Raw genomic sequence first — 22,830 nt, forward strand, 5'->3', positions numbered from 1 at the left:
GCCCCGCGACCGCAGACAGGTGAACCGCATGATCGTCGATGTCCGGACCACCTCCACCGGGTGGGACAGCAGCCTCAAACAGCTCGGCGAGGCGTTCCACGAGCGATTCCAGGATCGCGCGCGGCAGCCGGCCGGTCCCGACGCGCCGCTGCACGGCGTCACCGTCCGCATCGCCGCCCTCGGCCTGACCGACGCATACGCCGAGGGCGGGGACGGCAGGACCGGCGCGGTGGTGCCGATCTGGTTGCACGGCGCGACCGCGCTGGTCGGGCCGCGGTGGACGGGCACCCCGCCGGGCCCCTGCCCGCTCTGCACGCAGCGCCGCTGGCAGGCCATCCGGGTACGCGAGGAGCGGCACGCCCTGGAGCACCAGGCCCGGGTCGGCACGGTCGCCGCGCTGCCCCACCTGACGCCGTTCGCCGTCGACGCGCTGTGGCAGCTCCTGCTGGACGCCGCCCGGCCGCGCACCGACCGGCCCGGCCTCGGACGGCTGTGGCAGCTGCGGATGGACACCCTGGAGACCACGGTCGTGCCGGTGCTGGCCGACTCCGAGTGCCCGGCCTGCGCCACCGTCGCGCCGGACACCGCCGAGGCCGCGGTCATCCCGCTCACCAGCCGGCCCAAGCCGGACCCGTCCGCATACCGGCTGCGCTCGGCCGGCGAGCTGGATCTGCCCGTCGCGGCGCTGGCAAACCCGGTGGCCGGCGCGCTCGGCGGCGGGGCGCTGCGGGCGTACAACGCCACCGCCACGGCGCCGGTGACCGGCTACTTCCGCATCCGCAGCCGCTACGACCTGCACGAGATGTGGTGGAGCGGGCACGCCAACAGCTACGGCGGCAGCGAGACGTACGCGCTGCTGGAAGGGCTGGAACGGTACGCCGGCCAGTTCCCCCGCACGCGGCGGACCAGCGTCTTCGACAGCTACGCCAACCTGGCCCCGGACGCCCTGGACCCCGCCGGGCTGGGCTACCACCCCGCGTTCTACCAGGGGCACGGCCTCTACTACGAGCAGTACGCGCCGGAGCGGCCGATGCCCTGGGTCTGGGGCTGGTCGCTGCGGGACAAGGTGCCGCGGCTGGTGCCCGAGCAGCTCGTCTACTACCTGGACCGGCGCACCGACCACCGCAAGTTCGTCCAGGAGTGCTCCAACGGCTGCGCCAGCGGCAGCTGCCCCGAGGAGGCGCTGCTGCACGGCATGCTGGAGCTGGTCGAGCGGGACGCGTTCCTGCTCGCCTGGTACGGCTCCGCCCGGCTCGCCGAGATCGACCCGGCGACCTGCCGCGACGAGCGGGTGCACTTCATGCTCGACCGGGTCGACCTGCTCGGGTACGACATCCGGCTGTTCGACACCCGGGCGGACCTGCCCGTGCCGGTGGTCACCGCGGTCGCCGTGAAGCGCGGCGGCGGGCTCGGCCAGCTCTGCTTCGCCGCCGGCGCGAGCCTCGACCCCGACGACGCGGTCCGCGCGGCCGTCTGCGAGACCGCGTCCTACGTGCCCGGCTTCGACGAGCGCGTGGCCGCCAGCGAGCCGGAGCTGCGCGAGATGATCCGCGACTACACGAAGATCACCGAGCTGAGCCACCACGCCCTGCTGTACGGGCTGCCGGAGATGACCCGCCACGCCGGCTTCCTCTTCGACCACCCGCCGCTGCGCCCGATGGACGACCTGTACGGCGACTGGCTGTCGACCCGGCCGGTCCACGACGACCTGCGCGCCGACATGGAATACCTGTGCGGGCTGATCGCCGGGCTCGGCGGGGACGTCGTGGCGGTCGACCAGACCTGCCCGGAGCAGGAGGTCGCCGGCGTGCACACGATGGCCGTGGTGGCGCCCGCGCTGGTCCCCATCGACTTCGGCTGGCAGCGCCAGCGGGTGCTGTGGAGCGACCGCCTGGAGCGCCACCTGGCCCGCGGCACGCACGGACCGGACCGGCTCGGCGCCACCGGCCGCAACCCCCACCCGCACCCCTTCCCCTAGGAGCACCGCCATGCAGCAGGAGGCCGTCCAGGTCGTCCGGGAGTACGCCGAGGCGGTGTTCCGCCGGGCGCGGGTGCCGATGGAACCGCTCAACCACGAGGTGGACTGGGTCGACCAGCCCTCCCGGCACATCAGCTACCCCGACGCGCCCCGGGTGCCGCTGCCCGCCGACCCGCCCACCCTGCCCACCCTGCGGGACCTGTTCACCGGGGACGGCCTGCCGCCGGCCGGAGGCTGGTCGCTGCCCGCCCTGTCGGCGCTGCTGCGCCTGTCGTACGGGGTGCTGGACCGGCGGCTCACCGTGAACTGGAACCAGGACCTGGCCAAGCGAGCCCACTTCGAGCACGCCGTCTGGGGGCGCGGCACCGCCTCGGGCGGCGGCATGTACCCGGTGGAGCTCTACCTGGTGGCCGGCGGCTCCGCGCCGCTGCTGCCGGGGGTCTACCACTACGGCACCGGCCCGCACGTGCTGGAACGGCTGTTGCTCGGTGACGCCGGCGACCGGGTCCGCGCCGCGGTCGGCGAACAGGCGGGCGAGGCGGACAGCTTCCTGGTGGCGACCATCCGGTTCTGGAAGAACTCGTTCAAATACAACAGCTTCTGCTACCACGTGGTCACCCAGGACCTCGGCGCCCTGCTCGGCTCCTGGGACCTGCTGGCGCGCGCCCTCGGCGTACCCCTGCCCCGGCTGCTCGGTTTCGACCCGGCGCCGGTGGACCGGCTGCTCGGCCTCGACGGCGACCGGGAGAGCGCCTTCGCCGTCGTACCCCTGACCTGGGCCGGCGCCGAGCCGGCCGGACCGGCCGGGCGGAGCCCGGACGTCCGGGTCCGGTACCCGGCCTTCGAGCGGTCCCGCCGGCTGCGGGAGTTCCCCGCGGTGACCGCGGTGCACCGGGCGGCCGCAGCCCCGGCCGTCCCTGCGCCGCAGGCCCTGGCCGCGGCCGCGCCCCGGGACCTGCCCGGCGAGCCCGTGGCCCTGCCCGCGCCGCTGCTGGACCGGCTGGAGAGTCCCCTGTCGACGGTCCTCGCCACCCGGTCCAGCAGCTTCGGCCGGTTCCGCCGGCCGCCCGACCTGACCGCCGCCGAACTGGGCACCACCCTCGCCTTCGCCGCCGCCGGGCGTCACCACCCGGCCGACGCCGGGCTGCCCCCGGACGCGCCGGCGCTGACCCGCCTGTGGGTGTTCGCGAACCACGTCGACGGCCTCACGGCCGGCACCTACGGCTACTGCCCCCGGCGGCACGCGCTGCTGCCCGCCGCGGCCGAACCCGACGGCGGCATGTCCGCCTTCCTGCAACAGCAGTACTTCCTCACCAACTACACGATGGGGCAGGTCGGCGCCGTGCTGGCCATCTCCGGCCGGCTGGACGCGGTGCTCGACGCCGTCGGCCCGCGCGGCTACCGGCTGCTGAATGCCGAGATCGGCGCGGTCGCCCAGCGCGGCTACTGCGCGGCCACCGCTCAGCGGATCGGCTGCGGCGCGGTGCTGGGCTTCGACAACGTCGCCATGGACGAGGCCCTCGGCCTGTCCGGCACCGACGAACGGACTGTGCTGTTCCTGCTGCTCGGGCGGCACCCGGACGGCACCGCCGATCTCGTCCACCGGCTCTGACCCCCACACGTCGACGAAGGAGAGACCCGTGACGGTGTCCCTGCCCGCACCAGCGGCCGCCGAGGTGTCCTGGCGGATGCCGGAGGTGTTCATGCTGCGCACCGCCGGCCTGCCGCTGGAGGTCGCCGACCGGCTCGCCTTCGACCGCAGCGCCGCCTGGGCCCGCCGCACCCTCGACCTGGAGGACCGGCTCCGCGCGACCGGCCCGCCGCTGGCCGACGCGCTCCAGGAGGCGGTGGCTCGCAACCTCGCCGACGACCGGCTGCGGCGGCGGCTCATCCGGCTCCGCCGCGACGTGTGGAACCTGCGCCGGCCCGACCCCGCCGACGCCGACGCCTGGCCGGCGGCGGAACTGGGCGCCGACACGCACCGGATGCTGGCCGGCTGGCTGGACACCTTCGCGGCGTACCGCCGGGAGCTGGCCGACGGCGCGGCGGTGCTGGCCGCGGAGCTGGCGCAGCGCCGGGACGTGCTGCGCCAGCTGGCCGACCACCCGGACCTGCGCGGCGGCATCCTGCTCGCCTCGCCGTCGCTGGACCAGTACCTGCCCACCTACCTGGCCGCGCCCGGCCGCCTCGGCAAGCGGGCCCGGCGGGTGGAACGGTCCCTGCTCGAGTACGCGTTCCGCACCGCCTGCAAGACCAGCCCGTTCAGCCGGCTCACCACCGTCAACGTCGGCACCTTCGCCCCGAGCGCCGGCCCGCTGCTCGACGTCGAGCCGGTGACGGACCACACCGGCGACGCGAAGCGGGGCGCGGCCCGGCTCAACCTGGCCGCGCTGGGCCGGCTCTCGGCCGTCGTCCTCGCCGACGAGACGCTGCGCGCGGACCTGCCGGTGGCCCTCACCACCGGCTGGCGCATCGAGCGCGGCCGGCTGCGCTACCTGCGCCGCCGTCGCACCAGCTCCGAGGACGGCGAGGCCGCCATCACCCTGGAGTCGATCCACGAGTCGCTGTTCGTGCTGCCCACCGGCCGGGTGCTGCACGACATCCTGGCCGCGCTCGACGGCGGCCGGGTCCGGCGCCTGGCCGACCTGGTCGACGAGCTGACTACCGACGACCGGCCCGCCGCGGAGATCGCGCAGTACCTGCACCACCTGCTGCGGGTGGGCCTGCTCGTGGTGCCGAACCTGCACCTGGACATCCACGCCGACGACCCGGTCGAGGGCTACCGGCGGGCGCTCGGGGAGATCGGCCGCGACTGGGCCGACCGGCTCGCCGAGCGGGTGGGGTCCGCCAACCGCCTCGCCACGGGCTACCCCGATCACGACGTGGCGGGCCGCCGCCGGGTGCTCGCCGACATCCGCCGCGAACTCGTCGCCGCCCACACCGACCTCGGCCGCGCCGACGTGCCGGCCCCGCGGACCCTGCTCTACGAGGACGCCACGCTGCGCACCGGCCGGCCGGTCACCGCCGACCGGGCCCGCTGGGAGCGCGACGTCCTGCCCGGCCTGCGGGCGCTGGCCCGCATCATGCCGGTGTTCGACATCAACCTGCCGCGCCGGCTCGCCACCAAGGGCTTCTTCCGGGCCCGCTACGGCGCCGGCGGGCGCTGCGACGACCTGCTCACCTTCGCCCACGAGTTCCAGCAGGACTTCTTCGAGCACTACAGCGGGCGGATGATGCGTCGCCGGGCCTTCGACGCCGACAACACCTACGTGCGGCAGGAGAACTGGTTCAAGCAGGACGAGATCACCGCACTCGACGACGCCCGCGTCGAGGTCGCCCGGCGGATGAACGAGGCGTACGACCGGCTGCCGGCCGGCGCCGAGGAGCTGCGCCTGGACGACGACGTCATGACCGACGTGGCCGCCATGGTGCCCGAGACCCTCGGCACGCTCGACCCCCGGTCGTTCTTCCTCCAGATCGCCGACCAGGGCGACCGCCACCGGGTGGTGGTCAACCGGATCTACTCCGGCATGACCCTGCTGTTCTCCCGCTTCGCCCACCTCTTCGCCGACCAGGACCTCGCCGGCACGCTCCGCGCCGAGCTGGCCCGGCTGGCGCCCCCGGGCGCCGTGCTCGCCGAGCTGAAGGGCGGGTACGACGCCACCAACCTCAACCTGCACCCGGCGGTCACCCCGTACGAGCTGGTGTGCCCGGGGGAGGTCAGCTTCCGGCCGGCCGCCGAGCAGATCCACATGGACGACCTCAGCGTCGAACACGACCCGGTCACCGACCGGCTGCTGCTGCGCTCGCGCCGGCTCGACGCCGAGGTCATCCCGGTCTACCTGGGCTTCCTGCTGCCCATGGCGCTGCCCGAGGTGCAGCAGGTGCTGCTCACCTTCGCCTACCTGGGCATGGCCCAGCCCGACCTGTGGGCCGGCACCACCGTGCCGCTGCCCGGGCACGGCATCGCCGGCTACCCGCGCATCGTGCACGGCGACCTCGTGCTGCAACGGCGCATGTGGAAGCTGCACCCGGACTACCTGCCGCCGCCGCGCACCCCGGAGCAGAGCGACGCCGACTGGTTCCTGCGCTGGCAGCGCTGGCGCCGCGACAACAACCTGCCCCGCCGGGTCTTCGCCACCCCCGAGGGCACCCGGCTCACCCCGGCTGCCGACGACGGCCAGCCCGCCGTGCAGCCGGGCGGTCGGCCCGACCACAAGCCGCTCTACGTCGACTTCGACAGCCACTTCTGCCTGCAACTGCTGGAGGCGACCGGGCGGGGGGCGGGCAGCCGCCTGGTGCTCACCGAGATGCTGCCGGACCGCGACGAGCAGGTGCTTCGTGGCCCCGGCGGCACCCACGTCACCGAACTGACCGTGGAGCTCAACGGCGTCCGCGCCGGAAAGGTGGATGACCGATGACGTCCTTTCCCTCCCCGGTCGAGCACGACTGGCTCAGCGTCCACGTCTTCTACGCCAGCAACGCCAACCCCATGCTGGTCGAGGGGGTCCGGCCGCTGGTCGACGAGCTGCGGGCCGAGGGGCTCATCAGCCGGTACTTCTTCATCAAGTACTGGATGGAGGGGCCGCACGTACGCCTGCGGGTGCTGCCCGCGCCCGGCGCCGACCCGGCGGTCGTGAAGGCGCGGGTGGACGAGGCCATCGCGGCGTTCCTGCGCCGCCGCCCCGCGCTCTACGAGGTGGACAGCGAGGGCCTGGGCGACCTGTACAAGCAGATGTTCCTGGCCGAGTACGGCCGGGAGCGCTGGGACGAGGAGTACGGCCCCGACGGCGTGATGCCGATGCGAGCCAACAACAGCTGGCACCACATCCCCTACGAGCGGGAGTACGGCCGCTACGGCGGGCCGGCCGGGATGGAGCTGGCCGAGTGGCACTTCGAGCACTCCAGCGACGTGGTGCTGGACCTGCTGGCCACCACCAACGTGCACGTGCGTCCGGTGCTGCTCGGGCTGTCCGCCCAGCTCACCATGATGATGTGCGCGGTCTTCCTCACCGACGACGAGCGGATCGCCGGGTTCCTCGACGAGTACCGCCGGTTCTGGGAGGTCTCCTACTCCGAGCCGAGCGACGACTACCACGCCAGCTTCGACAACAGCTACCGGCGCATGGACGCCGCGCTGCGCGACCGCCTCGCCCAGATCCGCGCGGCGGCCCGGGAGCACGCCGACGTCCGGCCCGGCGGCGTCGAGGGCCGCTGGTCGGCGCACTGCCGGGAGCTGCGCGACCGGGTGGTGGCCGCGACCGAACGGGGCGACCTCGTGTTCCAGCGCGGCGGCGCCGAGCCCACCGAGGTCCGTGACCTGGACGCCGCCCTGCCCATCCTGCTCAGCTCGTATGTCCACATGACCAACAACCGGCTCGGCGTGAGCATCCTCGACGAGATCTACCTGTCGTACGTGCTGCGGACCGCCCTGCTCGACGACCTCGCCCCGGCCGGCCCACGGTGACCACGACGGACGCCACCTGGACCCGGCCCCGCCTGCGGGCCGAGGTCGTGCTCGGCCCCGGCCAGTGGCGGGGGGAGAAGCTGGTCCACCACGTGAAGGACCCGGAGACCGGCTGGTTCTACCGCGTCGGACCGCGCGAGCACTTCCTGCTGTCCCGGATGGACGGCACCCGGACGCTGGACGACCTGGCCACCGAGTACGCGGCCACCTTCGGAAAGCGGCTCGGGCCGGAGAACTGGCAGCAGCTCTTCGGCATGCTGCACCAGCGGCAACTGCTCCACGGCGCCACCGACCCGGCGGCCCTCGCCCGGCTCACCGACACCGCCGTCGAGGGCGCGGCCCGCAGCCGGCGGGGACCGCTGTCGGCCCGGTGGCCGCTCTACGACCCGGACCGGTTCTTCGACCGGCTGCTGCCCCGGCTGGCCCCGCTGTTCACCTGGTGGTTCGTGCTGCCGGCGCTGCTCGTGGTGCTGGCCCTCGCCGGGTACGTGGCCCTGCACCTGCCGGCGCTGCTCGACGTCGTGGCCCGGGGCGACCGGCCCCTGGTCGCGATCCTGGCCTCGGTGGTGATCACCTGGTTGATCGTCTTCCTGCACGAGTGCGCGCACGGCCTGACCTGCCGGCACTTCGGCGGGCGGGGCACCGAGATCGGCGTCATGTGGCGCTTTCCCATGCTGGCGCCGTACTGCAAGGTCGACGACATCGTGCTGTTCACCGCGCGCCGGCGGGTCGCCACCGCGTTCGCCGGCGTGTTCGTGAGCATGCTGGCCCTCGTGCCGTTCGCCGCGCTCTGGATCTGGGGCGGTCCCGGGGCGCTGCACGACCTGGCCGGCACCATGCTGCTGTTCGGCACGGCGACCGCCGCGCTCAACCTGGTGCCGTTCCTGCGGCTCGACGGCTACTACATGCTCAGCCACGCCTTGAACCTCGCCGACCTGCGGACCGACAGCTACCGCTTCTGGGGCCGCCTGCTCCGCCGGGGTCCGGCGGCGGTGCGCGGCTACCGGCCGCGCGACCGGGCGGCGTACGCCCTCTACGGGCTGGCCTCGCTGGTGTTCGCGGTCACGCTGCTCACGCTGCTCGTGCGCTACTGGTACGTCACGCTGGCCCGCTGGACCGGCGGCGGGTGGGCTGTGACGATCCTGGTCGCGGAGGCGCTGGTGCTGCTGGGTCTGGCCGGATGGGTCGCCCGCCGCCGGGCCGCCGGGACGGCCCGGCCGGGCTGACGTTGCTTAGCCTCACCACCTGTCACCTGACGGTGCCCGTGCACGGCGCCAGGCGAGACGACCACCCATGTTTGGCGGCATGAGCGTGCGGGCCATCACGCATCGCCGTCGATCTGCCTGAGCCAGCGACGGACCGTTGCGAAGTTCGCCTCGGTCAGGCCCACGTAGGGATCGACACGTTGCAGCAGCGCCGGCGCCCGGTGGTGTGCCGCTACCCATCGCCGGTCAGCATCGGTTGTCTCGTCGTCGAACCAGACGAACGGGTGGGCGCCCGCCCATCGGGTGAGGAACACGGTCTTCCAGTGCAGGCCGCGCGCCGGAACCTCGTCGTCGTCCGGCCATTCGACGACCGGCAGGTCCGGGAGCCCGAGCCGCGGCGAGATGACCTCGTTCGCCTCCGCCATCCACGTCGTCGCCCAGACCAACTGGCAGCCCAGTGCCAGCAGCCTCGGCCCGTCCTGCGGGTCAAGGCGATCGAGCAGGGGATTGCCCGGAGCGTCCAACGGCTGCGCAACGCCGCGCTCGTCGTGACCCGGCCGGGCCTTGAACGGGATCAGGGGACCGTCAACATCGAGGAAAATCAGCGGGCTGTCGGTAGGGCGGGTCATCACGCCCGAACCGTACTGAGGGCTCACCGGGCTGAGCCAGGTGCGCCCGCTCGCCCGGGGGAGGACCGGCTCGTCGCTGCACGCACCTTTCGTAACGCCCTTAGAACTCCCGGTCAGCGGCGGATCAGCCCTTCGGCTGGAGCGAGCCTGTCCCATCCCTGTGCTCTACTCCCGCCATGCATGTCGTCGTCACAGGCGCACTCGTTGAGAACGGCGCGGTCCTGCTAGTGCACCGCAGGCCGACCAAGCGGGCCTTCCCAGACGTCTGGGATCTGCCCGGGGGGCAGGTCGAAGCGGGTGAGTCGGAACTACAAGCCCTCGCGCGTGAGATGCACGAGGAGCTCGGTGTTCACATCGTGGCGGAGTCCGCTTCACGGTTGGGCGTCGTGCATGCCAGCGTCGGTGAGGACGCCGTTCAGGTGGGCGTCTGGCAGATCGGAGACTGGGTTGGCTCTCCGACCAACCGTGCACCTGACGAGCATGACGACATCGCATGGGTCGGGATCGGCGAGCTGGGCGGCCTCCCCCTCGTGGATGGCGTCTTGGCGGCGTTGCTTCGTTCTGTGCCCGATCCTGACCGGCTGTTTCGTCGCGATGAAGCACGGACAGCCGCATCGCCGAGCGGTCCAGAGGTCCATCGCCCTGCATCGCCATGATCGGGCCTTTCGAGGGTCCCTCGCGGTGGGTAGCGATCGGTCGGCGGCAGATTAGGATGCCGGCGGTGGTCGACGGTGACGACAAGGCCGTGGCCAGTTGATTGGAGTCCCGGTGACCGCTACGCCGGATCGTGGAGTGGTGCCAGCACAGGGTGCCTTGGCGGTCTATCCCGGCACCTTCGATCCGTTCACCCCGGGGCACCACGACCTGGTGGCCCGTGCCCGGGTGCTCTTCGACCGGATCATCGTGCTGCTGGCGGTGAACCCCGACAAGCAGCCGACCGCCGAGGCCGCGACCAGGGCCGCACGTGTACGGGACGCCATGCCGACCGCCTGGGCCAATGTCGAGGTGGACACCTGGACGGGCCTGACCACCGCCTACTGCCTGCGCCGTGGCGCAACGGTCATCGTCCGCGGCCTGCGTACGGCCGCGGACCTTCGCCACGAGTACCGGCTCGCTGCGATGAACGAGCACCTCGGCATTCAGACCGTCTGGTTGCCGTCCCGTCCGCAGTTGGCGGCCACGTCGTCCACGGTCGCGCGCGCCTACCGCTCGGCCCGCGACGCAGCACTGACTGGGCCACGTGACCATGTTTGACTCTCGGTGCCCGGAGTGTGGTCGACGAGGGTTGGTCGACAAGCAGGAACGCCGCGGCCACCTCTGCTGGGGCTGCTCGGCGGCGGCCACCTGGGGAGTCACTCGACCCGGACGTGCGGTCCGCGATCGATGCCGCGATCCGCCGCGGACTGATACTCGGGCTGATCGCCATGCGCGACGCCACACCGCCGATCCGACTGCCCCATGCTGCCGACCTGCTCCACTACCGGCTTGGTTCAGGCATGGGCCCCGAAACGGTCGGCCAGTAGCCGGTCGCGCCCCTCGCCGCAGGTGTGCGTCTCGGCGGTTCCACGTGGCGCGTCCGGCCGGCGTCAGGTGAGCCGCAGATTGTGCTGTTCGAGGGCGGCCTCGATGATGTTCAGTGCCTTCGGACCCATGCCGTGCAACCTGGCCAGCTCTGCGCGCGGCACACCCGCGAGCTGGCGTAGCGCGGTGTAGCCGGCGGCGTTCAGCGCCCGCGTCGCCGGCGCGCCGATCTTCGGCAAGGTGTCAAGAGACTGGTCCACCGCTCGATGCTAGACCGTCGATCCCACGCCGATGCCCTCGTCGCGGGCAGATGAGAATGGAGCGAGCCGTACCTCTATGGAGGGACAGCCCGCCACCGCGCAGCCTGACCTCGACCCCTCCAACATTCATGGTCATGCACTAGCCGGCACATCCCGGCGGATGCAGCCAGGGCGCGGCCTTGGGCGCCGCCGCGATCAGGGCGACCGCGAGCGCCGTGACCACCGCCTGCCCGATCCGGCCGGGCGTGATCCCCGGCGTGGTGTCCAGCACGTAGTTGGCATACCCGTTCGCCGCCGCGTCGCTGGCGAGCAAGGCACAGCCGAGCAGCAGCCCTTCGATCCGGCGCATCGCCAGCAACAGCGCCGCGAGCGGGTCGAACACAGTGAGCGAGGTGAAGTACACCATCAGCCAGACGGGGGTGGATGGCCTTGGACCACCCGGCCGAACACCGAGCAGATCGCCCAGGTGCACGATCCCTCCGTACGCGAGGACGCAGGCGGCGGCGATCACGACAACCCGAACCCACCCGGGCGCCCCGGCCCACCGCCGAAGCGATATCCGTCTCACCGCCACTGGCCCCCTTCGGGTCGGGCAGTGGCCCGCCCGCGCCGCATCGATGCTAATGCGGCGTCCAGAGACGCTTGCCGCGCCGGCTCCAGACGACGACCAGCGGCATTGGAGTCATGCCGGGGCCCCGCGGGGGCAGCAGTTCAGACTCGTGGTCAGGTGAGCGACTTGCGCATCTGTTGTGTCACGACGCGATAGCCGGACGTCTCATACAGCCGGATCGCCCGGGCGTTGTCGCGGAAGACGTTGAGCTCCAGGCGGTCCACGCCACGAGATCGCACCGAGTCCTCGGCAGCAGCGAGGAGCGCGCGTCCGTAGCCGGCTCCGCGGTACGCCTCATCGATCTCGATGTCGTAGATGAACGCGCAGTCGGGCGCACCGCGCGGATGCGTCAGGCCCAGCCACAACACGCCGACATAGCTGTCGTCGGGAAGCACGGCCCGCAGGAACAGCATTCCGGCAGTCGCAAAGCCATCCGGCAACAGGACCTTGTGTGCCTTGGTGGCCAACTTGAGGGCCTCGTCCGCGGCCCAGTTTCCGGCTGCTACCTGCTCGTCGGCGTATGCCCGGATGGTACGGGCACGCCACTCCTCGAACTCGTTCCTCGTCATGTCCCGCACGATCAACCCAGGCACAGCGTGATGGTCCCACGCCAATCGGTGGACGGCTGCCCGGTTATCCGCGGAGCGTAAACGAAGCACGCCGACATGCTCCACTACCGGCTCCGCTCCGGGTTGGTTCAGACGCGGGTGGCCAGAGCCGGTCAGGCGCCGCCGGGCAGTTCAGGGTGCCGCACCGAGCAACTGCTCGATGATGTCGGCCAGCTCTCCCACTGGACGTTGGCCGTCGAGTTCACACGTGGCGCCGCGCCGGAGCAACGGCTCCACCTCGCGCACGTAGCGCGCGATCTCGGCGCGATGCTCGGCGGTCTTCCCGTACGGATTGGTCGATCGCGCCGTGACCCGATCGAGCAGGACGCCGAGTGGTGCACTCAGCAGGACCACGTGGTCGAAACGGTCGTAGAAGCGGCCCTGGTTCGCCACCGTCCCCGATACGACGACCTCGGGCCGGTTTGCGAGCAGGGCTGTCATCCGTGGTTCGTCCCACTCGCCGTCCGGCAAGCTCCAACCGTCATAGTCGGTGTCGATGGTGTCGTAGCCGCGGCGGGACAGCTCAGTCAGCAGCGTGGTCTTTCCCGTCCCCGACATGCCCGTCACCAACACTCGTGCCACCCCTCGACCCTACGTAGGTCGGGTGCGCACGGGGCGCGGCGTGGTCAAGGTGAAGAGCCGGAGTCGTCACTCATATCCCATGGCCGGGATGATCTTGCCCAGCGACTCCTTGACGAACTCGCGGGTGTCGTCGTCGAACTGGTTGTTGCGGTTCGCCAGCTTGTGCGACTGAAACGTCGAGGGGGTGGCGAAGTCGTCGACGCCGAGCCGTTCGAACAGGGCCTTGCGCTGCCCGGGCCAGTCGGCGGCGAGATCTTCTGCCTTCACCTCGATGTATCGCCGGCCCGTCAGGTCGACCGTGTTCTTCCAGGTGAGCCATCGGTGGTAGATGGGCTTGAGGTACGCGAGCGCGCCGTCGACGGTGGGCGGCGCCCATGGCTGGGCCAGGTGGGAGGCGAGCACCGAGACCGGGTGACGTTTGATGTGCACGATGGTCGCTTCAGGGACCAGCTCCCAGAGGAAGTCCATGCACAGCAGGTTGAACGGTGTCTTCTCGCACCAGGTCGGCTTGCCCGCGTCGGCGGCCGCTCCGCCGAACAGGGTGTCGACCAGGCCCCGCAGGATGCCGAGCAGTTCGCTCCGGTCACTGAAGTACCTGGGGACCACCCGCGGGCGGCTCGCCGGCGCGAACGGTCCGGCCGGCCGGTCGGCGTTCCCGAAGCCTTCCGCGGGCGCGGGTTCGTCGAACGTGTGCGTGATCAACTGAGGCCAGAGCTGCTGCACCGCGTCCCGGTAGCGCTGCTCGCCGACGAGTTCGGGAACGGTTTTGCCGCGATCGTCGCGCCGGCCGGGCACCCGCACCGTGAGGAAGTCGCTGAGCCGGTGCAGGGCGTCCTCACCGACGGTGGGGTCGTATCGATCGGTGAGCGCGTCGGCCAGGTCCCGCAGGCCACCCGGGTCGATGAGGAACTTGGTCTCCATGGGAATCCGGTGGATCAGCGGATGCTGGCCGATGATGTCGGCGATCCGTGAGGTTCCCGAACGACCCGTACCCGCGACGAAGATCGGTGTGGGGGAGGACATGACGAGCAGCCAACGCTCGGCCCGGCACAGGTGCAAGCCATTTAGCCCCTTCACCCGCTGCTACGGGCCGGACCGCACGCCATGTCCCGCCGTACCATCCTCCGGTGATCTCCTCCCGCCGACGGCTCGTCGTCGCGTGCGTCCTCCTGGTGCTGGAGGCGGTGGCGTTCGCGCTGTTCGTCGCCGAGTCCGTGGCGGGTGCGATCGTGGCCGTCGGGTTCACCTGCGTCTCGTTGTGGGTGCACATCGTCCTGCACGAGTGCGGGCACCTCGTCGCGGCGAAGCTGCTGCGTCTCCCGGTCGTCGCGGTCCGGATCGCACCCTTCACCGGCCGGCGGAGCGAAGTGTGGGTCCGGCCGACGCCGACGGCGACCGCCTTGCCGCTGCGGATGGTGCTGTTCTACCTCGGTGGCTCGATGGCGAACCTGTGCGCCGCGGCGGTGCTCGGTGCCGCAACGACGTTGCCGAGCACGGCGTTGACCCGAGTCGTACTGCTCGGGGCAGCGCTCGTCGGGGCGCTGCTCGGGGTGGTCAATCTCGTTCCCGGCACGTCGCCCCGCAGTGACGGCCGCAACCTGCTCCGCTGGCTCTCGTCGCCAACGGCCACCCGCGCCGCGCTGCGGGCCGGCTACTACCAGGACGAGGTGCGCAGGACATTGCGAGCGATGGCCCCGGCGGACCATCATCTCGGAGGTCCAGTTGCCGACACCACCGATCCGCTACTGGCGCTCGCCGCCCTTGAACGGCGCTGGAGCACGGGGTACGCCCAGTCGGCCGCGGATTACATCGCCGACGCCGAGCGGCTCGCGGCGCTGGCCCGCGCCGACAGCACCGATCCCCTGGCCGCGGCCGCCATCGGGCAGGCGCTGACCGTCCAGTTCGGGCTGTGGTACCTGTACGACGCGGTGGTCAACCGCGCACCTGTCGACCACCGGGAGGTCGTGGAGATCTCGGAACTGGCCCAGCTGGCCGTCCACGCGCAGCCGCACCGGTTGTCCGCTCGTGTCGCCATGGGCCTGGCGCACCTGCTCAACCAGCGGCCGGAGCAAGCGCGGTCACTGCTTCTCGACGTCCGGCCGGGTGTCGACCCACCGGACCTGTGCCACGTCGCGTTCCTCCTGGCGGCCATCGCCGAGTGCTACCTCGGCAACCACGCTGCTGCGGACGCCCTCATCGGGGCGGCCGGCGGCGGCTACCCGCAGCTGACCCAGGTCGTTGTCGCGATCCGCGCCGCCGACCCGGTGCCGCGCCTGTTCGCCCCGGCACCGATGGCTGACGCCTGACCCACGCGCCGTCAGGCCCCGACGGTCTGCGGGTCGCCGGCGGCGTCGTGGGTGGCCATCGACTCCTGCCGGAGAGGTTCCTCGCGCAGGATGGCGCAGTGCAGCCACGCGTCCGGGATGCCGAAGCCGTCCACCAGCGTCCGCATGTGCGGGCGCAGCTCCTTGAGCAGGCCGTTCACGACTCCGGTGATCGCCTTCGAGCGGGCCGGCGTGAGTCGGCCGTGCTCCAGCAGCCAGCCCTTGTTGGCCTCGATGACGCTGAGCGCGTACAGGTCACAGACCCGAGAGAGCAGCGCCCGGACCGACGGGTCGGCGGTGTCCTCGATGCCGGCGACGAACGCCTCCAGGGTGACCCGGTCGATGTGCGCGGCCGCGACGGCGAGGACATGGTCCTGGACGTCGTTGAAGATGTCGAAGGGGTGGTCCTTCTTCGTGGCCGCGCCGTTGCGGAGGCGGCGGACCGCGCCGTCGAGCAGGTGCCGCTCGCGGTCCTCGAAGACCTTGAGCTGCCAGCCGCGGTCGGTGACGGCGACCTCCTCGTCGCGGCCAGGCACGGCGCTGATCAGCCGCTCGATGAGCGACCGGGCGGCGGTGCGTTCGAGCACCATCTCGCGGACGTGTTCGGCGACGAAGGAGGCGCGCCCCCAGCCGTCCAGCGAACCGAACGCGTCGCGGTAGCCGGTGAGCAGGCCCTTGGCCACGAGTTGCAGCAGCACCGTGTTGTCGCCCTCGAACGTGGTGAAGACGTCGGTGTCGGCCTTGAGGCTCGGTAGCCGGTTCTCGGCCAGGTAGCCGGCGCCGCCGCACGCCTCCCGGCACATCTGGATGGTGCGGGTGGCGTGCCAGGTCTGCGCGGCCTTGAGGCCGGCGGCCCGGGACTCCAGCTCCCGCTGCCGGTGCTCGTCGACCGGGCCGTCGCCGCCCTGCACCTCGTGCAGCGCGGCGACCAGCTCGGTCTGGGCGAAGTGCAACGCGTACGTGGTGGCCAGGGCGGGCAGCAGCTTGCGCTGGTGGGCCAGGTAGTCGTTGAGCAGCACCTCCCGATCCGCGTCGGGCGTGCCGAACTGCCGGCGGATGTCGCCGTAGCGCACGGCGATGGCCAGCGCCGACTTGGTGGCCGCCGACGCGGCGCCGCCCACGCTCACCCGGCCGCGCACCAGGGTGCCGAGCATGGTGAAGAAACGGCGGGAGTCGTTCTCGATCGGGCTGGAGTACGTGCCGTCCGGCGCGACCTGACCGTACCGGTCCAGCAGCATGTCCCGCGGCACCGTCACGTGGTCGAAGCTGAGCCGCCCGTTGTCCACGCCGAGCAGGCCGGCCTTGGCGCCCGCGTCGCCGATGGTCACGCCGGGCAGGGGCTTGCCCTGCGCGTCGCGGATCGGGACCAGCCACGCGTGGACGCCGTGCCGCCGCCCGTTGGTGACCAGCTGTGCGAAGACCACCGCCATCCGCCCGTCGCGCGCCGCGTTGCCGATGTAGTCCTTGCGGGCGGCCTCGTGCGGGGTGTGCAGGTCGAAGGTCTGCGTGTGCGGGTCGTACGTGCAGGTGGTGCGCAGTTGCTGGACGTCGGAGCCGTGACCGGTCTCGGTCATCGCGAAGCAACCGAAGATCCTGCCGGAGATGATGTCCCGCAGGTACGCGTCGTGGTGCCGTTTCGTGCCGAGGGCGCTGACCGCGCCGCCGAACAGGCCCCACTGCACGCCCGCCTTGACCATCAGCGACAGGTCGACCTGCGCCAGCATCTCGGTGGCGACGATCGAGCCTCCCACGTCGTTCCTGCCGCCGTACTCGGTCGGGAAGGCCGACGCGATCCCCAGCTCGGTGGGGAGTTCGGTGAGCAACCGGGTGATCCGCGCACGGGCCTGGTCGCCGGTCTCGCCGTAGACCGGGAGGAAGCGCGCGCCGAGGTGGTCCCGGATCGCGTTGCGGACGTCGGCCCACGGCCCGTCGAGCACCTCCCGCAGGCGAGCGAGGTCGATGTGATCGGACATGGGCACGCCTCCGCTGACGGACATATGGGTACAGTCTGTACTCGATCAAGGTTACCGGCCGGTTGCGTGGCCCGCCGGGCCACGCCGCGGTGAGACCGGACACCCTCGCAACTCCCGCCGCGCGCGCCATCCCTCCGGCGGCCCGGATGGTAGCGGGCGACGATCATGCCGGTCGTCGTCGGCGCTGGCGGCGAACAGGTCGAACGTCGGCGGGAGCCCCGGTCGGCGACTCCGGAGCGGCGGATGCCCGGTCACCGGGACCTTGCCGAGATCGATTCACGAGCGTAGGAAGAACACCACCCGTGGACCGCCACGTCGACGCACCGTCCAGTGTCGAAGGAGGAGCGCGTGAGCACACTCCGACGGCTCCGTCTCGCCGTGTCCGTGCTGGTGACCGCGGGCACCATGCTGCTCGGCACCGCCGCCGCCGCGGCGCCGGCGGCGACTCCGCCGCCGGCCGGAGACCGGACGTGCGACCCCATCGACCCGACGGCCTGCCTGCTGCCGTTCCCGAACGACTACTTCACCGTGCCGGACCGGACCAGCCCCACCGGCAAGCGGGTGCGGTTCGCGACCTCGGCGATGCCCGCCAACGTTCAGGGGGCGCCGATCGACCCGGCGGAGTGGAACCGGCAGGACGGGTTCAGCCCCGGCTCGCCGATCCTGGTGCGCGTGCCCGGCCTCGACGCCGCCGGGACCGGTATCGCGCCGGTCACCGACATCGGCCGCTCGCTGGCACCGGACGCGCCGATCGTGCTGCTCAACGCCCGGACCGGCGAGCGCACCCCGTACTGGGCCGAGCTGGACGCGCACGCCGCCGGCCAGCCCGACCGGCAACTGCTGATCATCCGGCCGGCGGTCGCGCTGACCGAGGGCACCCGGTACGTCGTGGGCCTGCGCGGCATGCGCGACGGCGCGGGGGCGACGATCCCGGCGCCGAAGGCGTTCCGCGCGTACGTGACCGGCGCTGGCCTCGGCCACCGGGACGGTCGCGCCGCGCAGATGAAGCGGATCCTCGCCGACCTGAGCCGGACCGGCGTCAAGCGGCGCAGCCTCTACCTGGCCTGGGACTTCACGGTGGCCAGCCGGCACGGGCTGACCGGGCGGATCCTGGCGGTCCGTGACAGCGCGTTCGCCGCCCTCCGCCGGGCCGCACCGTCGTTCACCGTCACCCAGGTGACCGACTACCCGCCGGAGCAGGAGCCGCTGATCGCCCGGCAGGTGACCGGGACCATCGACGTACCGTCCTACCTGACCGGCGACGGCGGGCCCGGCTCCCGGCTGCACTACGGACCGGCTGCCGGCGACGGTACGCCACCCTCACCGAACGCCCTGCCCACGCCGTCCGGCAGGACGGTGGCGGCGGACTTCGTCTGCAACATCCCGCGCAGCGCCTCCGCCGCGAAACCGGCGCACCTCTCGCTCTACGGCCACGGCCTGCTCGGCCGGCCCACCGAGATCAACGCCGGCAACGTCAAGACGATGTCGAACACGTACGACTTCACCTTCTGCGCGACCAGTTGGATCGGCATGGCCGCGGCCGACGTCCCCTACGTGGCCGGCGCCTTCACCGACCTGAGTGCCTTCCCCGCCGTGGTGGACCGGTTGCAGCAGAGCTTCCTGAACTTCCTCTTCCTGGGCCGCGCGATGATCCACCCGGGCGGGTTCGCCGCCCATCCGGCGTTCCGGGACGCCGCCGCGCGGCCGCTGATCAACGTGGCCGGCGGGCTGCACTACGACGGCAACAGCCAGGGCGGCATCAACGGCGGCGCGCTCACCGCCATCGCCCAGGACTGGACCCGGTCGGTGCTCGGCGTGCCGGCCATGAACTACTCGACGCTGCTGCAACGGAGCGTGGACTTCGCCCCGTTCCAGCAGGTCATGGACGGCTCCTACCCGGACAAGGTCGACCAGCAGTTGATCCTCGCGCTGCTCCAGATGCTGTGGGACCGCTCCGAGGCCAACGGGTACGCCCAGCACATGACCGACCGCCCGCTGCCGGGCACCCCGGCGCACCAGGTGCTGATGCACGTGGCCTTCGGCGACCACCAGGTCTCGCCCGCCGCGGCCGAGGTGCAGGCGCGCACGATCGGTGCCCGCATCCACACGCCCGCGCTCGCCGACGGCTGGTCGGCGGACGTGCGGCCGTACTGGGGCATCGCGCCGATCCGCAGGTACCCGTACGTGGGGTCGGCGATCGTGATCTGGAACAGCGGCACGGCGTACGCGCCTCCGCCGACGAACCTCGCCCCAGCCGGGCCGGAGTACGGGGAGGATCCGCACGAGTTCCCGCGCGCTCAGGCCGGGGCCCAGCGACAGAAGGCGGTGTTCCTGCTCACCGGCAAGGTCGTCGACGTCTGCGCGGGCACACCCTGCCCGTAGAAGGGGCCGTGACCGCGGGGGACTCCGGGATGATGCCCGGTCCGCACTCGGACCCAGATTCTGAGCATCTTCTCGGCAGATCGGCGCCGCCATCGCTCCTCGCCTCCTGGGTGCGGAGCTGCGGGTGATCCGATGGCCCTGCGGCGTTCGCTGTCGGTATGGGCGCTGGTCGCCGCTGTCGCCGCGGGGGGTAGCCCGTCGATGATCGCCGCCGCACCGTCTACCTAGGAGGTCCGTGCACGTTCGCCTGAGGCCCCGGGCGAAATACCCGCCTCACCAGGACGAATGAAGATCAACTAACCAATTTGGCTTGAGGCCACAAACGGCTTCGAACTGCAAGGCATGGAGATTCCCATCTCCGCCGGCAGGATTCCTGGTCGACGAGGAGAAACCAACCCTATGCTTGCCGCCGGAATGCCTGCGGCTCATCCGGGCCGAGGGAAAGCACCAATGCAAGGATTTGCGAATGCGCCGGAATTTCGCTCGGAACAACGGCACTGCTGGCGCCAGCGAAATGACACCAAACGGCGAACCGCCAACCTCTACCGCAGAGGGCGTCGCGCGCCGATCCGCGGTCGCCGAGGAACAAGAGTTTCTCGACCTGGCCACGGCCCGGCGCGACACCCTTGTCGACCACCTGCAGGCCGAGCTTTCGTCAGACCCCCTGGACGCGTTGGAACGGGCGCGGCAGCGCATGCTCCGCCAGCAGTACGAGGAGCTACGGCGAGCACGGGAAGGGCTCGTCTTCGGCCGACTCGACGGCCTTGATGGCACCGTGCGACACGTAGGCCGTGTCGGTCTGCGCAACGACGGCGAGGACAGTGAGCCGCTGCTGCTGGACTGGCGGGCTCCCGCAGCTCGGCCGTTTTACACCGCGACGGCTGTCGACCCACAAGGTCAGGCACGGCGCCGTCACATACGCACGACGGGATCGGCCGTCGTCGGCGTGGACGACGAGCCACTGGACGGGACCATAACGGCCGAACTCGTCGGTGAAGGCGCCCTACTGGCCGCCCTGGACCAGCGGCGCACCGGTCGCATGTCGACGGCGATCGCCACCCTGCAACGCGAACAGGATGACATCATCCGGGCCGAGGCGACCGGCCCGCTGATCGTTCAGGGCGGTCCCGGCACGGGCAAGACCGTGGTTGCCCTGCACCGTGTCGCCTACCTGCTGTTCGCCCAGCCGAAGATGGCCGACCAAGCGGTCCTGGTCCTCGGCCCCTCGCCGCGGTTCCTCCAATTCATCGCCCAGGTGCTGCCCGCGCTCGGTGAGACCGCAGTCGTCTCGGCGACCTGTGACACTCTGCTGCCCGAGATCCGCGTCGGCCGCGACGAGAGCCGGCTTCTCGCCGAAATCAAGGGCCGCGCCCTCTGGCAACCCGCGCTCGAAAACTACGTCACGTCGCTGCTCCCGCGGCCCCGTGAGCTGGAGCTGCGCTGGGAGGGCGAGTTCTACCTCATCACAGCCGAAACAGTGGCACAGGCGCTCGCCTCGGCGGTGCAGGGACGCCCGTACCACCGCGCCCGTACGGCGTTCGCCGAGCAGCTGCACCACCTCCTTGCCGACGCTGTCGTCGAGCAGCGCGAGGCGCTGATGAACGAGATGGAGGAGGGCTTCGAGGAGATCCTCGCCCGCGTCGACCGGGGGATGCAGCATGACCACCATGTTGGCAGGAGCCCCACCGGCAGTGACGTCGACGGGTTGCTCTCCGAGGAAGAAATAGAGGGCCTTCGCGATCGTATTGCGGAGAACGCCACCATCGCTCGGTTCATCGAGGCATGGTGGCCCACCCTCGACGCCGAAACCCTACTGTGTGGTCTTCTGAGCGACCGCGCCCTGCTGGCCCGGTTTGCCCCGCAGTTGTCCATGGAGGAGATCACCGCAGTCTCGGCCGAGCCCGCACAGTGGGCATCGAGTGACATCCCCCTGCTCGACGCCCTCGCCGACCTCCTAGGCGAGGTCGAGGCCCCGCAACCGCAGGGCGAGTTCGTCGCCGACCATGCTCGCCGGCAGCGCGACTGGGTGTACGGCCACGTCGTCATCGACGAGGCGCAAGAGTTGTCCGAGATGCAGTGGCAAATGGTCCTACGGCGTTGTCCCAGTCGCTCCATCACCGCGGTCGGCGACATCGATCAGGCGGAGGCAGCACATCGGCACACCAGCTGGGCACAAGCGGTGCAGGCTGTTTTCGGAGACCGCTGGGCCGCTGCGGAACTGACCATCTGCTACCGGACCCCGCGCGAGGTTATGGCCCTCACCGAACCCGTCCTGAAAAAGGCTGGCAGCCACAACGCGCCACCACGGGCGGTACGCTCCTCCGGCATCGCCCCCTGGGTGCACACGATCACGCCCGCCGAGCTTGCCGGCGCCGCCGCCCAAGCTGTGCGACAGCTGCAGCAACGGTGGCATGGCGGTACGGTCGGCGTCATCGCCCCCGCCGACCGCATCGCCGAACTCCTGGCCGTGCTGAGCGATGTGCCGGTGCTCACCGCGGCTCAGTCCAAGGGACTGGAATGGGACGCGACGCTACTCATCGACCCACAGGGCATCGCCGCTGAACCGCGCGGCTGGAACGGCCTCTACGTCGGGCTCACCCGATGCACCCAGGAACTCGGACAGATGGTGCTCACGTAGCAATCGCCACACTGGTGAATTGATTCGGCCCACCGGGGTGCAGCAGGTCGTCACCGAGGATGTAGACCCCCATGCCTAACGCGCCCGGCACAGTGGACACGTGGTACTGGCAGTGACTGACTGACAGCCGCGTCCAGCCGGGGACCGATCCCGGAGCTCGATGATCTCCACGAGCCAGGTCGTCTATCCGGGATCCTCCGACCGTCATGATCAAGCGACAGGGGCAAATCAGTGCACTGCCGGGGGCTGTTGTGGACCGTCGGTCAGCCGTTGGGGCGTGACTCGATCGCCTGCAGCGACCATTTGTTGCCGTCCGGGTCGCCGAAGTAGACGAAGTTGCCCCATGGCTGCACGTCGACCTCGCTGGCCTCGACGCCGGCGTCGAGCAGTTGCCGGCGCGCCGCCTCGGCGTCGGCGACCACAACCTGGATTTCCTGCGTGCCGGGGGTCTTGTCGGTGATGCCCTGGCCGATCACGATGGAGCAGGCGGAGCCGGGTGGTGTCAGCTGGACGAAGCGCAGGCCCTCGTGCACCGTGTGATCGTGGTCGGGGTTGAAGCCCACCTTCTGGTAGAACGCCTTGGCCCGGTCGACATCGGTCACCGGAACGGGGATGAGTTCAATCTTCCAGTCCATGGCCCCACCGTAGGACGT

18 protein-coding genes are annotated in these 22,830 nt (G+C 71.3%); 10 read left to right on the forward strand and 8 right to left on the reverse strand.

Annotation, left to right across the window (positions count from 1 at the left end; genetic code table 11):
* The first annotated feature begins 28 nt into the window (after positions 1-28).
* The 5 genes from ABZS80_RS22825 to ABZS80_RS22845 are packed head-to-tail and all read left to right on the forward strand — an operon-like array spanning position 29 to position 8,671.
* Positions 29-1,978: a TOMM precursor leader peptide-binding protein gene (locus ABZS80_RS22825; protein ID WP_355058773.1), complete on the forward strand. Its 1,950-nt coding sequence runs from the start codon at positions 29-31 to the stop codon at positions 1,976-1,978.
* Positions 1,979-1,988: 10 nt separating this feature from the next.
* Positions 1,989-3,590, forward strand: coding sequence for a SagB family peptide dehydrogenase (locus ABZS80_RS22830; protein WP_355058775.1), 1,602 nt, complete (start codon positions 1,989-1,991; stop codon positions 3,588-3,590).
* 28 nt (positions 3,591-3,618) lie between these two features.
* A complete protein-coding gene (locus ABZS80_RS22835; RefSeq protein WP_355058777.1) occupies positions 3,619-6,399 on the forward strand; it encodes a lantibiotic dehydratase in 2,781 nt (926 codons plus the stop codon).
* Positions 6,396-7,445 carry a thiopeptide-type bacteriocin biosynthesis protein gene (locus tag ABZS80_RS22840; protein ID WP_355058779.1) on the forward strand — a complete coding sequence of 350 codons (1,050 nt, stop codon included), beginning with the start codon at positions 6,396-6,398 and terminating at the stop codon, positions 7,443-7,445. The genes ABZS80_RS22835 and ABZS80_RS22840 overlap by 4 nt, the downstream gene beginning before the upstream one ends.
* Positions 7,442-8,671 (forward strand): M50 family metallopeptidase, encoded by a 1,230-nt coding sequence (locus ABZS80_RS22845; protein ID WP_355058781.1) that lies wholly within the window; start codon positions 7,442-7,444, stop codon positions 8,669-8,671. Before ABZS80_RS22840 ends, ABZS80_RS22845 begins: the two co-directional genes overlap by 4 nt.
* Before the next feature lie 95 nt (positions 8,672-8,766).
* Here the strand turns inward: ABZS80_RS22845 and ABZS80_RS22850 are convergent, their stop codons facing one another.
* On the reverse strand, positions 8,767-9,279 hold the full coding sequence (locus tag ABZS80_RS22850; protein ID WP_355058860.1) for an HAD domain-containing protein: 513 nt from the start codon (positions 9,277-9,279) through the stop codon (positions 8,767-8,769).
* A 176-nt stretch (positions 9,280-9,455) separates the two neighbouring features.
* On the opposite strand from ABZS80_RS22850, the gene ABZS80_RS22855 reads away from it, so the two are divergent.
* Together ABZS80_RS22855 and coaD are read left to right on the forward strand one after the other, a co-directional pair.
* Entirely contained in the window at positions 9,456-9,935 is a 480-nt protein-coding gene (locus ABZS80_RS22855) for an NUDIX domain-containing protein (RefSeq protein WP_151462299.1), read from the forward strand.
* Between the two features lie 112 nt (positions 9,936-10,047).
* The gene (gene coaD / locus ABZS80_RS22860; RefSeq protein WP_355058783.1) at positions 10,048-10,533 is read left to right on the forward strand and encodes a pantetheine-phosphate adenylyltransferase; all 486 of its coding nucleotides are present in this window, start codon (positions 10,048-10,050) and stop codon (positions 10,531-10,533) included.
* A gap of 332 nt (positions 10,534-10,865) precedes the next feature.
* On the opposite strand, the gene ABZS80_RS22865 is transcribed toward coaD, so the two are convergent.
* From ABZS80_RS22865 to ABZS80_RS22885, 5 genes are all read right to left on the reverse strand, one after another.
* On the reverse strand, positions 10,866-11,060 hold the full coding sequence (locus ABZS80_RS22865) for a helix-hairpin-helix domain-containing protein (RefSeq protein WP_355058785.1): 195 nt from the start codon (positions 11,058-11,060) through the stop codon (positions 10,866-10,868).
* Between the two features lie 139 nt (positions 11,061-11,199).
* Complete coding sequence (locus tag ABZS80_RS22870; protein WP_355058786.1) at positions 11,200-11,571, reverse strand: hypothetical protein; 372 nt, start codon at positions 11,569-11,571, stop codon at positions 11,200-11,202.
* 212 nt (positions 11,572-11,783) lie between these two features.
* Positions 11,784-12,239 (reverse strand): GNAT family N-acetyltransferase, encoded by a 456-nt coding sequence (locus ABZS80_RS22875; RefSeq protein WP_355058788.1) that lies wholly within the window; start codon positions 12,237-12,239, stop codon positions 11,784-11,786.
* A gap of 171 nt (positions 12,240-12,410) precedes the next feature.
* Positions 12,411-12,860, reverse strand: a complete 450-nt coding sequence (locus ABZS80_RS22880) for an AAA family ATPase (protein WP_355058789.1) — start codon at positions 12,858-12,860, stop codon at positions 12,411-12,413.
* Between the two features lie 66 nt (positions 12,861-12,926).
* The gene (locus ABZS80_RS22885) at positions 12,927-13,883 is read right to left on the reverse strand and encodes a sulfotransferase (protein ID WP_355058791.1); all 957 of its coding nucleotides are present in this window, start codon (positions 13,881-13,883) and stop codon (positions 12,927-12,929) included.
* A 104-nt stretch (positions 13,884-13,987) separates the two neighbouring features.
* Between ABZS80_RS22885 and ABZS80_RS22890 the strand changes: the two genes are divergently transcribed.
* Complete coding sequence (locus tag ABZS80_RS22890; protein WP_355058793.1) at positions 13,988-15,166, forward strand: hypothetical protein; 1,179 nt, start codon at positions 13,988-13,990, stop codon at positions 15,164-15,166.
* An 11-nt stretch (positions 15,167-15,177) separates the two neighbouring features.
* On the opposite strand, the gene ABZS80_RS22895 is transcribed toward ABZS80_RS22890, so the two are convergent.
* The gene (locus ABZS80_RS22895) at positions 15,178-17,157 is read right to left on the reverse strand and encodes an acyl-CoA dehydrogenase (RefSeq protein ID WP_355058794.1); all 1,980 of its coding nucleotides are present in this window, start codon (positions 17,155-17,157) and stop codon (positions 15,178-15,180) included.
* A gap of 348 nt (positions 17,158-17,505) precedes the next feature.
* Between ABZS80_RS22895 and ABZS80_RS22900 the strand changes: the two genes are divergently transcribed.
* Entirely contained in the window at positions 17,506-19,539 is a 2,034-nt protein-coding gene (locus tag ABZS80_RS22900) for a hypothetical protein (protein WP_355058796.1), read from the forward strand.
* Between the two features lie 466 nt (positions 19,540-20,005).
* Entirely contained in the window at positions 20,006-22,177 is a 2,172-nt protein-coding gene (locus ABZS80_RS22905) for a UvrD-helicase domain-containing protein (protein ID WP_355058798.1), read from the forward strand.
* Between the two features lie 263 nt (positions 22,178-22,440).
* Here ABZS80_RS22905 and ABZS80_RS22910 read toward each other — a convergent pair whose 3' ends face one another.
* Positions 22,441-22,812: a VOC family protein gene (locus tag ABZS80_RS22910; protein WP_355058800.1), complete on the reverse strand. Its 372-nt coding sequence runs from the start codon at positions 22,810-22,812 to the stop codon at positions 22,441-22,443.
* Positions 22,813-22,830 lie beyond the last annotated feature (18 nt).

It is taken from the genome of Micromonospora sp. NPDC005305 (assembly GCF_040607315.1).
GTDB lineage: Bacteria > Actinomycetota > Actinomycetes > Mycobacteriales > Micromonosporaceae > Micromonospora.